The organism is Pararobbsia alpina (assembly GCF_902859895.1).
Lineage (GTDB): Bacteria > Pseudomonadota > Gammaproteobacteria > Burkholderiales > Burkholderiaceae > Pararobbsia > Pararobbsia alpina.
In genome coordinates this window covers 122,131-135,737 of sequence record NZ_CADIKM010000008.1, presented here as the reverse complement: position 1 = coordinate 135,737, position 13,607 = coordinate 122,131, and the positions used below count along the sequence as shown (strand labels likewise).

Here is a 13,607-nt window from a genome sequence, read left to right as displayed (position 1 = left end):
CCGACAGGCCCTGCCTGCCGGGCTTTTTTGTATCTAGCCCTTTTGGGCTGGAGGCGCGCCGTTGGGCTAAAATGGTCGGATCCGTGTAGAAGATCCCCATGCTCAGCAAAGTCATCCCCGTCGCCGATTGGCGCACCCTGCCCCTCGACCGCACGGCCCCCGACCTTTCAGGTCCGGCGGTATCGCCCAGCGGCGTGCTGGCGGATGCGCGTGTCCGGCCGTTACGCGACTTGCGTATTTCGGTGACCGACCGCTGCAATTTCCGCTGCATCTACTGCATGCCGAAGGAATCGTTCGGCAAGGATCACCTCTTCCTGCCCCATGGCGACCTGCTGACCTTCGAGGAAATCGAACGCATCGCCAAGGTATTCGTCGCACATGGCGTCGAGAAAATCCGCCTGACCGGCGGTGAGCCGCTGCTGCGCAAGAACATCGAATTCCTGATCGAGCGGCTCGCGCAGATCCGCACCCCGCGCGGCACGCCGCTCGACCTGACGCTGACGACCAATGGCTCGCTGCTCACACGCAAGGCGGCCGCGCTCAAGGCGGCCGGCCTGACGCGCGTGACGGTCAGCCTCGACGCACTCGACGACGCCCTGTTCCGCGGCATCAATGACGTCGACTTCCCGGTCGCCGATGTGCTGGCCGGGATCGATGCAGCACGCGAGGCGGGATTCGGGCCGATCAAGGTCAACATGGTCGTCAAGCGCGGCTCGAACGACCATGAAATCGTGCCGATGGCCCGCCACTTCCGCGGTACGGGCGTCGTACTTCGCTTTATCGAATACATGGATGTCGGCTCTTCGAACGGTTGGCGCATGGACGACGTGCTGCCATCGAGCGAAGTCGTGAGTCGACTGTCCACGATCTTCCCGCTCGAAGCGATCGCCCCCGGCTACCGCGGCGAGACCGCCGAGCGCTGGCGCTATGTCGACGGGGCCGGCGAGATCGGCGTGATCTCGAGCGTAAGCCACGCCTTTTGCGGCGACTGCACGCGGGCTCGGCTCTCGACTGAAGGCAAGATCTATCTGTGCCTGTTCGCCACTCAGGGCTACGATCTGCGCAGCCTGCTGCGCAACCCGCAAGTCGACGACGCTGGCCTCGCGACAGCGGTCGCACGCATCTGGCAGGGTCGCGACGACCACTATTCCCAGCAGCGCTCCGAAGCCGGTGCGCAGGGCAATGAGCGGCGCGGTTCCGATGCTCCCCGCGTCGAAATGTCGTATATCGGCGGATGATCAACGCCCTGCGGCCTCGGATTCACCGCGACCAGATTACCGGGCTGATCCTCGCGGGCGGCCAGGGTTCGCGCATGGGGGGTGTCGACAAAGGGCTCCAGCCCCTGTGCGGGCGCCCGCTCGTCGAGCATGCGATCGAACGTCTGCAACCCCAGGTTGGCCAGATCACGATCAGCGCGAACCGCAACGTGGACGTGTACCAGCGCTATGGATTTCCGGTATGGCTCGATTCGCCCGACTCTACGAGCCCGCTCGTCAGACCTGCTGCCGGTCGTCTTGCCGGTCGTTTTGCCGGCCCCCTCGCCGGCATCGCCACCGGTCTCGCGGCAGCCCGCACCGACTGGCTTCTAATCGTGCCGTGTGACGCGCCGCTGTTCCCGCTCGATCTGGCCACCAAACTCATCGAGGCACTCGTGGTCAGCACCGCCGATCTTGCGTTTGCAGCCACCACCGAAGCAGACGGCACTCGACAGCGCCACCCTGTATTCGCGCTGTTGCCGACTCGGCTCGCTGCTTCCGCGGCTGAGCAACTGGCGAGCGAGATGTGGAAACTCGGCGCGTGGTACGGCCACCACAACGCCATCGAAGTCAGTTTTCGCGATTCTCGCGCGTTCTACAATGCGAACACCCTGCGCGAGTTACAGGCACTAGAACGATAGCCGCGACGAGAACTGCGGCGAGCCGGATGGGCTCGCTCGACCGCAGGGACCAGCCGGCGTGCGTCGTGGGTCACATCTTTTCATCGAAGCAATGAAAAAGCAGATTTCGTATATCACCCCGGGGCAGACCGCGAAGGCGCTCATCCTGATCTACCTGACGTTCTCCGTGCCGATCGTGATTCTCGGCGCACTGGTCGCCGCCGTACAGTCGGGCATCGCCAGCGGCGGAATGTCGAGCATCTCGCTCGCCAATATCGTGCTCGCGTTTTTCAGTGCACTGATCCTCAACGCGCTGATCGGCTTTGCCCTATTGTGGATTGCCTGCCATGCCTACAACTGGGTGGCAGGTCGCTTCGGCGGTATCGAGATCGCGTTGACCGACGCACCGGACGACGAGGATGACGATTGATGGCGGCGCCCCGGATTCGCATCGCGCGCGAGGACGATGCACCTGCGATTCATGCACTGATCGTCGAGCTTGCCGAATACGAACGTCTCACATCCATCCTCGTCGCAACAGAAGCGACCTTGCGTACGGCCCTTGCCGGCGACCAGCCGCGTGTCGAATGTCTGGTCGCCGAGCACGAGGGCCATGTGGTCGCGTATGCGATGTACTTCCACAACTTCTCGAGCTTTCTAAGCCGGCGCGGTCTTTATCTTGAAGACCTGTATGTGAGCCCCGCTGCGCGTCGTCTCGGCATTGCCTCCGCATTGCTGCGCAAGCTTGCGGCGATTGCGGTCGAACGTCAGTGCGCCCGCTTCGAATGGACCGTGCTCGACTGGAACCAGTCGGCGATCGACTTCTACGAAAACATCGGCGCGACCGTCTTGCCGGAGTGGCGCATCGTGCGCATGACCGGCGAGGCTTTGACGAAGCTTGCACAGAGTTGAGTACGTGGCCTAGGCATTCTCGGTGTCATCCACCGGCTCGCCTCCGGTAGCACCGGCGACGCCACCCGGGGCAGCCTCGCCCCCCAGCAGACCCGCCGCCGCATCACCCGGCAGCGCCTCGACATCGCGAAGCTTGCGGCTCATGGTGCGCGTGCGGACCTCGGCGGCCTCGATCGTGCGCGTGACGGTCTGCAACTGAGCTTTCGTCTTCGCCAGCACGTCGCCGAACTTGCCGAACTCGGTCTTCACCGCGCCGAGCACCTGCCAGACTTCACTCGAACGCTTCTCGATCGCGAGCGTGCGGAAGCCCATTTGAAGGCTGTTCAACAAGGCGGTCAGGGTCGTCGGCCCCGCAATGGTGATGCGAAAGTCTCTCTGCAAACTGTCCGTCAGCCCGGGGCGCCGAAGCACCTCGGCATAAAGGCCTTCAGTCGGCAGGTAGAGCAGGCCGAAGTCCGTCGTATGCGGCGGCGAGACGTATTTCTCGGCAATGGTCCTCGCTTCCTGCCTGATCCGCGCATCGAGCGCGCGTGCGGCCTCCTCGACCGCGGTGGGATCCGCGCGCTCTTGCGCGAGAATAAGACGCTCGTAGTCCTCGCGTGGAAACTTCGCATCGATCGGCAACCAGACCGGCACATCCTCGCTTGAACCTGAAGCCACGTCCTTGCGGCCCGGCAGGCGGATCGCAAATTCGACCCGCTCGGTACGCATGGGCACCGTCGCGACATTCTTCGCATACTGGTCCGGTGTCAGCACCTGTTCGAGCAGCGCTTCGAGCTGCACTTCACCCCAGGTGCCACGCGTCTTCACGTTGGTGAGCACGCGCTTGAGATCGCCGACACCTGCGGCAAGCGTCTGCATCTCGCCAAGGCCCCGATGGACGAGTTCGAGACGGTCGGACACCAGCTTGAACGACTCTCCGAGCCGATGCTCGAGCGTCGCATGAAGCTTTTCGTCGACCGTCTGGCGCATCTCCTCGAGCTTCTTTGCATTGTTCGACTCGATGTCCTTGAGCTTCTGTTCGAGCGTCGCGCGCACTTCCGCAAAGCGCCGGTCGTTGCTCGCCGACAGTTGGGAGAGCTGCTGGTTCAGCGTGTCGCCAAACCGCTTGAGCGCGATGCTCTGCTCGTCTCTTCCCAGCCGGCCACTTTCGGCGATGTCCGCGCGAACCTCACGCTCGAGCCGCTCGATCAGGCGCTGCTGCCCTGCTTGCGCCGCGTCCCAGCGATCCCCGAGTTCGATCAGCGCATCGTCGTTGCCGCCCTGCCCGCCGCGCCGAAGCACCACGACGAGCAGTGCAACCAGCGACAACACAAGCGCCGCGCCCAGCAAGAACGTCATCAAGCCCGGGAATGCATTGTTCATCAGCGGCTCCAGCGCGCCATCACGTCGGGATTGATCGGGGTGGGCGGATGACCGGCTTGCGGCCCCTCGCCGAGACCGGCGATCAGATTGTCGGCCGCGAGGTTGGCCATGGCACGCCGGGTCGCTTCAGTCGCACTGCCGATATGCGGCGTCAGCACGACATTGGGCAGATCGAGAAAGCCCGGGTTGAGCTTCGGCTCGCCCTCGAAAACGTCGAGACCCGCCGCACCGATCTGGCGGGTACGCAGTGCCTCGATCAAGGCGGCATCGTCGACGATGCCGCCGCGCGCGATATTCGTGATGGTCGCGGTCCGCTTCATCAGCGCGAGTTCCGCCGCACCGATCGTGTGATGGCTCTCGGCCGTATAAGGCAGCACGAGCACGACATGATCAGCCTCGGCGAGCAGCGCCGGCTTGCTCAGGTATTCGGCATTGAGCTCGCGCTCGATTTCGGCCGCGACTCGCGAGCGATTGTGATAGACGACCCGCATGCCGAAGCCCCGGGCCCGGCGGGCCACCGCCTGTCCGATCCGGCCCATGCCGATCACGCCGAGCGTCGAACCGTACACGTCGGACCCCGTCAACATATCGTAGCTCCAGCGGTCCCACTTGCCCGCGCGCAGCAGACGTTCACCTTCGCTCATGCGGCGCGCCGCGGCCATCATGAGCGCCCAGCCGAGATCCGCCGTCGTTTCATTGAGCACGTCGGGCGTGTTGGTTCCCAACACGTTCGCGCGGTTGAACGCTTCCATGTCGAAGTTGTTGTAGCCGACCGCCATGTTCGCAGCCACCCGCAGACGCGGGGCGGCGGCGAGCACCGCTTCGTTGATCCGGTCACCGGCAATGAAGACGCCGTCCTTGTCGGCCAGCTTTGCGGCGAGTTCCGCGCTGGTGAATATCCGGTCTTCCTGGTTCGACTCGACTTCGAAGTAGCGCGTCAGGCGCTCGAGTACGTCAGGGAAAATGGCTCGCGACACAAGAATCTTTTTCACATTGATCTCTTCTGAGAAGTGCACCGGAGTCCGCGCCAGAGATGCATGCCGCGATCCCGCCAAGGCCCCGGAGCGTGTTTACCGAAAGAACACGACTGTCATGACGCCGAAAAGCGGCAACAGGATAGCGCCCGACCACAACATATAGGCGAAGAAACCGGGCATCCTGAGACCGCGCGACTCCGCGATCGCCTTGACCATGAAGTTCGGCGCGTTGCCGATGTAGGTATTGGCGCCCATGAACACCGCCCCCGCCGAAATCGCCGCGAGCGTCGTTGCGCCACCCGTCATCAGATGCTGAGCATCGCCGCCCGCGAGATTGAAGAACACCAGATAGGTCGGCGCATTGTCGAGAAACGACGACAACAAGCCCGTGACCCAGAAGTACATCGGTGCAAGCGGCCTGCCGTTCGCGTCGCTGACGAGTTGGACCACCGAGGCAAGCGCCCCATGTTCGCCCGCATGCAGGATCGCGATGACGGGCGAGATCGTCAGGAAGATCGCGGCGAACAGCTTGGCGACTTCCTCGATCGGCGCCCAGTTGAAGTCATTGCCCTCGCGCGCGGACTTCGGTGTGATCCACAGCGACACCAGGGTGACGACGACAAGCAGTCCATCGCGCACGAGGTTCTGCAGTTCGACCGGCGTGCCCATCACGTCGAAGCTCACACCCGGTCTCCATATCCCGCTGAGCAGCACGAGCCCTGTCACCACCGCGATCAGAATGAAATTGCGCTTGCCCTCGAGCCAGAACACATTTGAATCCGGAGTGGGATCGAGCAATGGGCGGCCCACCTCCTCGCGCCGGCGGAAGAACCACGAATCGATGGCATAGAAGAGTGCCAGCAACACGATGCACGCGAACATCATCGGCCAGAACAGGTGCACGACGGTCCACATGAAGCTCACACCGTTCAGAAAGCCGAGAAACAGCGGCGGGTCGCCGAGCGGCGTCAGCGATCCACCCGCGTTTGCCACGAGAAAGATGAAAAACACGACCACGTGAACACGATGCTTGCGGTTGTCGTTCGCTCGCAGCAGGGGGCGGATCATCAGCATCGCGGCGCCGGTCGTTCCCATCACGCTCGCGAGCACCGTGCCCAGTGCCAGCATCGCCGTATTGAGCGCGGGCGAGCCGTGCAGGTTGCCACGCACGCAAATGCCGCCGGCCACGGCATAGAGCGCGGCGAGCAATACGATGAACGGCAGGTATTCCGAGAAGAAGGCGTGCACGAGCGACGCCGCGCCCTCGCCGACGCCATGACTGAGCGTGAACGGCACCAGATACGCAAGCCCCCAGAACGCGGAGATCTTGCCGAAGTGGCGATGCCAGAAGTGAGGGGCAAAAATGGGAAACAAGGCGATCGAAAGCAACATGCCCGCAAAGGGAATGCCACTCAAAAGCGAAAGGCTCGCACCATTCACCCCGTGCGTGCCCGACGATGCATCTGCCGTTTGCCCTGCAACACCGGATGACGCCACCTGCACGAGATCAGTGCCTACCGCGAAAGCAGGGGCCACCAGCACAAATACGCACAGCAGCATTGCCGACACGAAGGCCGCGGGACCCATGCGAACAGCCTGGAGGCGAGAATCGAAAGGGGTCAATCGGAATCCCGGTAAGAATGCGAGGAGACGCCAGATTATAGCGGCGCCCACCCACCCGCTAGTCATCCAAACGGCCAGTCTCGCGTGCCGGAAACCGGTCTCGAGGTCGGGCCAGGCACCTACTGGGCAGGTTGCTCGATTTCGAAGACCTGACGCAGATAGGCAAGATAGGCCTTGTCATCGCACATGTTCTTGCCCGGCGAATCGCTGAGCTTTGCGACCGGTTGCCCGTTGCAGCGGACCATCTTGATCACGACCTGCAGGGGCGTGTAGCCGAGATCGTTGGTCAGATTCGTGCCCACGCCGAAGGCGAGCTTCGTGCGTCCGCGAAATCGCTCGTACAGTTGCAGGACCTTCGGGATATCGAGCGCGTCGGAAAACACCATGACCTTGGTACGCGGGTCGCAGCGGTTGTTTTCGTAGTGCTTGATCAGGCGCTCGCCCCATTCGAACGGATCGCCCGAATCGTGCCGCGCGCCGTCGAACAGCTTGCAGAAATACATATCGAAGTCGCCGAGGAATGCCTTCATCCCATAGACATCGGACAGGGCGATGCCAAGGTCGCCGCGATATTCCTTTGCCCACATCTCGAAGCCGAAGATCTGCGAATCGCGCAGGCGCGGCCCGAGGGCCTGGCAGGCTTGCAGGTATTCATGCGCCATCGTGCCCAGCGGCGTGAGCCCGTGCTTGTAGGCGTAGAACACATTGCTGGTGCCGGCAAACTGCTCGCCGAGCGACTCCTTGAGCATCACGATCACCTCCTCGTGCCAGCGCTTCGAGAAGCGCCGCCGCGTGCCGTAGTCGGCGATCTTGCAGTCGCTGTACTCGGGGCGCGCGCCAAGCATCTGGATCTTGTCGGCAAGCCGCGCCCGCCCTTCCGGATAGTCGGGCGCCGTCTGTGTGTTGCGAAAGTACACTTCATTGACGATCGCAAGCAAGGGCACTTCGAACAGGATCGTATGCAGCCAGGGACCCTCGATGCGGATCTCGATCTCACCGTTGCCCTTGTTCGACGGCCGGACCTGGACATGCTTCTCGTTCATATGGAACAGGCCGAGAAAGTCGATGAAATCCGGCTTGATGAAACGCCAGCTGCGCAGGTAGTCGAGCTCGTCCTCGGTGAAACGCAGCGCGCACAGGCTGCGGATCTCTTCCTCGATTTCTTCGATGTACGGCACCAGATCGATATCCGGCGTGCGGCAACGGAACGCGTACTCGGCTTGGGCGGCGGGGAAATGATGCAGAACGACCTGCATCATCGTGAACTTGTACAGGTCGGTATCCAGCAGCGAGGTAATGATCATGGGTCGCGAATCGTGACTAAGCACAGGCGACCCCGATAGTAACCGAAAGGGGCCGCGCGCATCCCACCTGACGATCGGACATCGCCTCGCCAGGGCGTCGCCGTGCGACTTCCGCACGTACTGCCACAACCACCGCGAATACGTTAATCACGAAACTGTATAAATCCCGCCAGCCTGCTGCAGGCTTGCCTGCGGCGTCTGGGCTACAATATTGGTTTTAGCGAAATCGCCCCACAGGCGCTTACCGTTTTGCAGGAGTTTGCATGACTCACGTTGTGACCGAAAGCTGCATCAAGTGCCGCTATACCGACTGCGTAGATGTATGTCCGGTTGATTGCTTCCGCGAAGGCCCGAACTTTCTGGCCATTGATCCCGACGAATGCATCGACTGCGCTGTTTGCGTCGCCGAATGCCCGGTCAACGCGATCTATGCCGAGGAAGATGTTCCCGGCGACCAGCAGGCGTTCATCCCGCTGAATATCGAGCTCGCGAAGAGCTGGCCGAGCATCACGAAGACCAAGCCGCCGCTCCCCGAGGCGGACGAGTTCAAGGACATCAAGGACAAGCTGGAACTGCTCGTGCGCTGAGCGTGCGATCGCTCGGACGCGTGCTGCGTGAGTGCTGAATGCGTCGCACGACCGCCGCCCCGGACGAAATCGCAGTGAAGTTAAAAAATGCGCGGCAGACGCTTGACAGTATAAGAACCACTCCCTAAAATCTCATTTCTCTGCTGTTCCCCGATAGCTCAGTTGGTAGAGCGCCGGACTGTTAATCCGTAGGTCCCTGGTTCGAGCCCAGGTCGGGGAGCCAAAAGAATCAAAGGCTTGCATTCAAATGCAGGCCTTTTTCTTTTGTGCCGAAGATAATACTTTATTAGATGACGTCTAATAAAGTTGAAGGTTTGGTATTGAAGTCCGATGGCGAGAGCAAGGTACCTGCGTAGTAATCGGGCCCATCACGTCGCCTCTACCTCATCTCCCTACCCATCTGGCCGCTTCTCGCGGGCATGGCGATTGCTCCATCGCATTCACGTCTGCACCCCTTTTTCCCCAACGGAGTCGCCATGAATGTCACGCTGAGCCTCGGCCCCCTCATTTCGTTGATCGCCGGGATCCTGATACTGATCGTCCCAAGTCTGCTGAACTACATCGTTGCCTTGTACCTGATCATCATCGGCATCGTCGGATTGTTCGGCGTCGGTGGCCTGCATCTGTAGACATCGGAATTGCACTTCGCCCGAGGCACGTTCCCTCGATCAGGGAGGCCCACCGCTGATGGCGCGGTTCTCATACGACAAGTTCAAATAAATGAGCCGGCCTCCAGGCCGGCTCATGACTTCCTCTACCGCCAACGGTGATCCACTTCAGCCGTACACGAGTTGCTCGAGACGCAATTTGCCCTGCAGGGACAAACCGCCCACTTCATAGCTTCCCTGCGCGCCCTCGCAGCGCACGAAACAGTCGCGCTCCATCAGGAACGCGGCGGTCGCATCGAGACTATTGCGCGACAAACCGAGCGTGCTGGAGTTCAGACGGACACTCTCGTTTGCATTGGCAACACGACTGGCTGCGGATAGCACGGCAATGCAATCGGCTTTCGATGGCGTAAGCATGAAATCTCCTGGGAAAGTCACGTTGAAGTAGCTGCAATCGACACGCACGCGACCGCGATCCGTCGCTTCGAGAACTTCGATTCTAGTCAGCGCTCTGACGAACGCAAGTGCCCGTTTGGCCGCTTTTTGACTCAGGCGACGGCAAGTTGAGCCACTTTTACCGTGTGTTTGCGGCATTACGCTCAGCTTTCGCAAGAATACGTTCCGCGCAAACGATCAAAGTTCTCGTTAGTATCGGGTGTGGGCCGCAGCGGATGCCTCGACAGTTCTCTTTTTTACTCTCAACGTTTTTTACTATGCCTTCACGTATCGAAGACTATGCACTGATCGGAGACGGCCAAACGGCCGCGCTCGTCGCGCGAGACGGTTCCGTCGACTGGCTGTGCTGGCCGCGCTTCGACGCCCCCGCCTGCTTTGCCGCGCTGCTCGGTACGCGCGATCATGGCCGTTGGCAGATCGCGCCGGCCGGCGAGGTCTCGCAAGTACGGCGCCGCTACCGTGAAGGCACCCTGATCCTCGAGACCGACTTCGACACCCCGACGGGCAGTGTCACCCTCGTCGACTTCATGCCACTGCGCAACGGCTGGTCGGAAATGATCCGCGTGGTCATTGGCAAGAGTGGCAGCGTCGACATGAAGATGGACATGATCCTGCGGTTCGACTACGGCTCGGCGGTACCGTGGGTCACGCGGCTGCCCGACGACAGCGGCTTGCGCGCGGTCGCGGGACCCGACATGGTGACCCTGCGCACGCCCGTCGATCTCATCGGCGTCAATCTGCACACCGAGGCGACCTTTCGGGTCGATGCGGGCCAGACCGTGCCCTTCACGCTCGCCTATACGCCCTCTCACCAGTCTCCGCCACCGGCTGGCAATGCGCTCAACGCGCTTGCCAAGACCGAAACCTACTGGCGCGAGTGGAGCAACCGGAGCACCGTCAGCGGCCGTTACGCCGAGCCCATCCAGCGTTCACTGATCACGTTGAAGGCGCTTGCCTACGAGCCGACCGGCGGTATCGTCGCCGCTCCGACCACCTCGCTGCCCGAGGCGATCGGCGGTACACGCAACTGGGACTATCGCTATTGCTGGCTGCGCGACGCGACCATCACCCTTTTGGCCCTGATGCGATGCGGCTACTACGACGAGGCCAGTCAATGGCGCGACTGGCTGTCGCGTGCCATCGCGGGCTCGCCCGAACAGTTGCGCATCATGTATGGCCTCGCCGGCGAGCGGCGCCTGCCCGAATGGGAGGTGGCCTGGCTGCCTGGCTATGAGAACTCCGCGCCGGTGCGCATCGGTAATCAGGCGGTCGACCAGTTGCAGCTCGACGTCTATGGCGAAGTCATGAACGCCCTGCATGTCGCGCGTGCTGGCGGCTTGCCCGCGGACGAAGCCTCGTGGCCGATCCAGGTCGCCCTCGTCGAGCATTTGGGCAAGATCTGGACGCAGCCGGACGAGGGCATCTGGGAAGTGCGCGGTGGCCGGCAGAATTTCACGTTCTCCAAAGTGATGGCGTGGGTCGCCGTCGATCGCGCCATCTGTTCAGCCGAGAGATTCGGTGTCGAAGGGCCGCTCGACAAATGGCGGCAGATGCGCGCGAAAATTCATGCGGACGTATGCAGCAACGCATGGAATTCGAAGCTTCAGTCGTTCACCCAGGCCTACAACGGCCACACGCTGGATGCCAGCCTGTTGCTCATCCCGCAACTGGGATTCCTGCCAGCCACCGACCCGCGCGTGCGAGGCACGATCGAAGCGATCGAGCGTGAACTGACCGACGGCGGCCTGGTGCTTCGCTACCGGACCGAACATACGGCCGACGGACTGCCGCCGGGCGAAGGCACCTTCCTCGCGTGCAGCTTCTGGATGGCTGACGCCCTCAAGCTGATCGGACGCCGCGAGGACGCGAGCGCGCTTTTTGAACGCTTGCTCGCGCTTCGCAATGACGTCGGCCTGCTCGCGGAGGAATACGACGTCGTGCGCAAGCGCCAGGTCGGCAACTTCCCGCAGGCGTTCTCTCATGTGTCACTGGTGAATACGGGTCTGAACCTGATGCGGCACGAGCAGGAAATCGCGCGTGCGGCTGGACAACCGGCCGACGCCGCGGCGGCGTGAGAGACGGACCGGCTTCCATGAGAGAGCGCCGCAAAAAAGAGCGCGGCGCTTTTCTCGGGAGTCCTGGTGGTGGCAAAGCTTTGCGGAGTAACGATGAGTGTCAAAAACCACATCGTGCAATGCACAATCCGATGGTACGCGCACAATCCAAAATTATTCAAATACCTTTCATAACAATGTATTAGACTAATGTTGCTGTGCGGTACAAGGGTTTGTCCCGTATCATGTCGGTTCGAACCTTGGTGCTACATTCGGTCGACCTTGATGGGCTTGCTGCGGCGCAACGCAGGCAGCTTTGCCCGTTTAATGCGACACTTCGATGGTGATGAATGTCAGGTCTCGCGAGACCCGGCGGGTTTATGGGATGCGCAGATGCTCTACCAGCTACACGAAATTCAGCGTGCCTTCTGGGGCCCGGTCACCGCATGGGCCGAGGCCGCTTCGAAGTCGTTCGTCAATCCGGCGAGCCCGCTTGCCTATGTCCCTGGCGCCTCGCGCCTCGCGGCTGGCTATGAGTTGATGTACCGGCTCGGCAAGGATTACGAGAAGCCAGAATTCGCGATCAAGTCGATCGACAAGGACGGGTACAGCATTCCGGTCGTTGAACAGTCGATCATCGAGAAACCGTTCTGCCGCCTGTTGCGCTTCAAGCGTTATTCGGATGATGCGAAGGAAGTCTCGCGGCTGAAGGAAGAGCCTGTCGTGCTCGTCTGCGCGCCGCTGTCGGGCCACCATTCGACGTTGCTGCGCGATACCGTGCGCACCCTGCTGCAGGATCACAAGGTCTATATCACCGACTGGATCGATGCGCGGATGGTGCCGTTCGACGACGGTGCGTTCCATCTCGACGATTACATCGCTTATATCCAGGAATTCATCCGTCATATCGGTGCCAAGGATCTGCATGTGATTTCGGTTTGCCAGCCGACCGTGCCGGTGCTTGCGGCGATCTCGCTGATGGCGAGCAACGGTGAAGACACCCCGCGGACGATGACGATGATGGGTGGCCCGATCGACGCGCGCAAGAGCCCGACTTCGGTCAACTCGCTCGCGACCCAGCATTCGTACGAGTGGTTCGAGAACAATGTGATCTACACGGTGCCGTCGAACTATCCGGGCATGGGCCGCAAGGTATATCCGGGGTTTCTGCAGCACACGGGTTTTGTCGCGATGAACCCGGAGCGTCATATCACGTCGCACTGGGAGTTCTATCAGAACCTGCTGCGCGGCGACGATGAAGATGCCGATGCGCATCGCCGGTTCTACGACGAGTACAACTCCGTGCTCGACATGGCGGCCGAGTACTATCTCGAGACAATCCGTATCGTGTTCCAAGAGTTCAGGCTCGCGGAAGGCACATGGGAAGTCAACGGTGCGCTCGTGCGTCCGCAGGACATCAAGCACACGGCGCTGTTCACGATCGAAGGCGAGCTCGACGATATTTCGGGCGACGGCCAGACACGTGCGGCTCACGATCTGTGCACCGGAATTCCCGAATCGATGCGCCGCCATTTCACGGCGGAGAAGTGCGGACACTATGGGATCTTCGCAGGCCGGCGTTGGCGCAACATCATCTATCCGCAGATTCGTGACTTCATCAACGAGCATGAGCAGCAGCAGTCGGAAAAAGCGGCGGCGTGAGTGTTGGTTGAGGTGATGATCGCGAAGTGAAAAATGGGCGCCTAGGCGCCCATTTTTCATGAGATCAGGAGACGCTGAATACAGGGGGCGGCTGCAGTGATCTCTTCAACGAGATGGCACTTCCGCGAGACGAAGCGAAAGACCCCTCCTTCGGAGCGTTAAAGAAACGAGCGCTGCGATGGC

13 protein-coding genes and 1 tRNA gene are annotated in these 13,607 nt (G+C 61.5%); 9 read left to right on the top strand and 5 right to left on the bottom strand.

From position 1 onward, the window contains the following. The first annotated feature begins 98 nt into the window (after positions 1–98). The 4 genes from moaA (at position 99) to HV670_RS11490 (ending at position 2,788) form a co-directional block, all read left to right on the top strand. Positions 99–1,238, top strand: a complete 1,140-nt coding sequence (moaA, locus tag HV670_RS11505; RefSeq protein ID WP_175104904.1) for a GTP 3',8-cyclase MoaA — start codon at positions 99–101, stop codon at positions 1,236–1,238. Continuing rightward, complete coding sequence (mobA, locus tag HV670_RS11500; RefSeq protein ID WP_175104903.1) at positions 1,235–1,897, top strand: molybdenum cofactor guanylyltransferase MobA; 663 nt, start codon at positions 1,235–1,237, stop codon at positions 1,895–1,897. The genes moaA and mobA overlap by 4 nt, the downstream gene beginning before the upstream one ends. Positions 1,898–1,988: 91 nt before the next feature. Next, complete coding sequence (locus HV670_RS11495; RefSeq protein WP_175104902.1) at positions 1,989–2,306, top strand: hypothetical protein; 318 nt, start codon at positions 1,989–1,991, stop codon at positions 2,304–2,306. Continuing rightward, positions 2,303–2,788 (top strand): GNAT family N-acetyltransferase, encoded by a 486-nt coding sequence (locus tag HV670_RS11490; RefSeq protein WP_425511413.1) that lies wholly within the window; start codon positions 2,303–2,305, stop codon positions 2,786–2,788. The genes HV670_RS11495 and HV670_RS11490 overlap by 4 nt, the downstream gene beginning before the upstream one ends. 9 nt (positions 2,789–2,797) lie before the next feature. Here HV670_RS11490 and HV670_RS11485 read toward each other — a convergent pair whose 3' ends face one another. The 4 genes from HV670_RS11485 to pncB form a co-directional block, all read right to left on the bottom strand. Beyond that, positions 2,798–4,129, bottom strand: a complete 1,332-nt coding sequence (locus tag HV670_RS11485; protein WP_175104983.1) for a DNA recombination protein RmuC — start codon at positions 4,127–4,129, stop codon at positions 2,798–2,800. Between the two features lie 23 nt (positions 4,130–4,152). Beyond that, positions 4,153–5,145 (bottom strand): 2-hydroxyacid dehydrogenase, encoded by a 993-nt coding sequence (locus HV670_RS11480; protein WP_175104900.1) that lies wholly within the window; start codon positions 5,143–5,145, stop codon positions 4,153–4,155. Positions 5,146–5,223: 78 nt separating this feature from the next. Further along, the gene (locus HV670_RS11475) at positions 5,224–6,627 is read right to left on the bottom strand and encodes a sodium:proton antiporter (RefSeq protein ID WP_425511416.1); all 1,404 of its coding nucleotides are present in this window, start codon (positions 6,625–6,627) and stop codon (positions 5,224–5,226) included. A 245-nt stretch (positions 6,628–6,872) separates the two neighbouring features. Beyond that, the gene (gene pncB / locus HV670_RS11470) at positions 6,873–8,057 is read right to left on the bottom strand and encodes a nicotinate phosphoribosyltransferase (protein ID WP_175104899.1); all 1,185 of its coding nucleotides are present in this window, start codon (positions 8,055–8,057) and stop codon (positions 6,873–6,875) included. A 263-nt stretch (positions 8,058–8,320) separates the two neighbouring features. Between pncB and fdxA the strand changes: the two genes are divergently transcribed. The 3 genes from fdxA to HV670_RS11455 all read left to right on the top strand — a co-directional run bounded on the left by fdxA (position 8,321) and on the right by HV670_RS11455 (position 9,273). Then, a complete protein-coding gene (gene fdxA / locus HV670_RS11465) occupies positions 8,321–8,644 on the top strand; it encodes a ferredoxin FdxA (RefSeq protein WP_175104898.1) in 324 nt (107 codons plus the stop codon). A 147-nt stretch (positions 8,645–8,791) separates the two neighbouring features. After that, positions 8,792–8,867: transfer RNA gene (locus HV670_RS11460), tRNA-Asn, on the top strand. Positions 8,868–9,120: 253 nt separating this feature from the next. Beyond that, complete coding sequence (locus HV670_RS11455) at positions 9,121–9,273, top strand: DUF3096 domain-containing protein (protein ID WP_175104897.1); 153 nt, start codon at positions 9,121–9,123, stop codon at positions 9,271–9,273. A 147-nt stretch (positions 9,274–9,420) separates the two neighbouring features. Here the strand turns inward: HV670_RS11455 and HV670_RS11450 are convergent, their stop codons facing one another. Then, a complete protein-coding gene (locus HV670_RS11450) occupies positions 9,421–9,669 on the bottom strand; it encodes a hypothetical protein (protein WP_175104896.1) in 249 nt (82 codons plus the stop codon). A 296-nt stretch (positions 9,670–9,965) separates the two neighbouring features. Here HV670_RS11450 and HV670_RS11445 point away from each other — a divergent pair, with 296 nt between their 5' ends. Together HV670_RS11445 and HV670_RS11440 are read left to right on the top strand one after the other, a co-directional pair. Next, entirely contained in the window at positions 9,966–11,783 is a 1,818-nt protein-coding gene (locus HV670_RS11445; protein WP_175104895.1) for a glycoside hydrolase family 15 protein, read from the top strand. Positions 11,784–12,155: 372 nt separating this feature from the next. Further along, positions 12,156–13,424 carry a polyhydroxyalkanoate depolymerase gene (locus HV670_RS11440; protein WP_175104894.1) on the top strand — a complete coding sequence of 423 codons (1,269 nt, stop codon included), beginning with the start codon at positions 12,156–12,158 and terminating at the stop codon, positions 13,422–13,424. Positions 13,425–13,607 lie beyond the last annotated feature (183 nt).

What these genes read in the sequence shown, in the direction of transcription:
- HV670_RS11440 (WP_175104894.1), top strand. Translation starts at nt 12,156, where the DNA reads ATGCTCTACCAGCTACACGAAATTCAGCGTGCCTTCTGGGGCCCGGTC.
- mobA (WP_175104903.1), top strand. Translation starts at nt 1,235, where the DNA reads ATGATCAACGCCCTGCGGCCTCGGATTCACCGCGACCAGATTACCGGG.
- moaA (WP_175104904.1), top strand. Translation starts at nt 99, where the DNA reads ATGCTCAGCAAAGTCATCCCCGTCGCCGATTGGCGCACCCTGCCCCTC.
- HV670_RS11495 (WP_175104902.1), top strand. Translation starts at nt 1,989, where the DNA reads ATGAAAAAGCAGATTTCGTATATCACCCCGGGGCAGACCGCGAAGGCG.
- HV670_RS11455 (WP_175104897.1), top strand. Translation starts at nt 9,121, where the DNA reads ATGAATGTCACGCTGAGCCTCGGCCCCCTCATTTCGTTGATCGCCGGG.
- fdxA (WP_175104898.1), top strand. Translation starts at nt 8,321, where the DNA reads ATGACTCACGTTGTGACCGAAAGCTGCATCAAGTGCCGCTATACCGAC.
- HV670_RS11450 (WP_175104896.1), bottom strand. Translation starts at nt 9,669, where the DNA reads ATGCTTACGCCATCGAAAGCCGATTGCATTGCCGTGCTATCCGCAGCC.
- HV670_RS11445 (WP_175104895.1), top strand. Translation starts at nt 9,966, where the DNA reads ATGCCTTCACGTATCGAAGACTATGCACTGATCGGAGACGGCCAAACG.
- HV670_RS11485 (WP_175104983.1), bottom strand. Translation starts at nt 4,129, where the DNA reads ATGACGTTCTTGCTGGGCGCGGCGCTTGTGTTGTCGCTGGTTGCACTG.
- pncB (WP_175104899.1), bottom strand. Translation starts at nt 8,057, where the DNA reads ATGATCATTACCTCGCTGCTGGATACCGACCTGTACAAGTTCACGATG.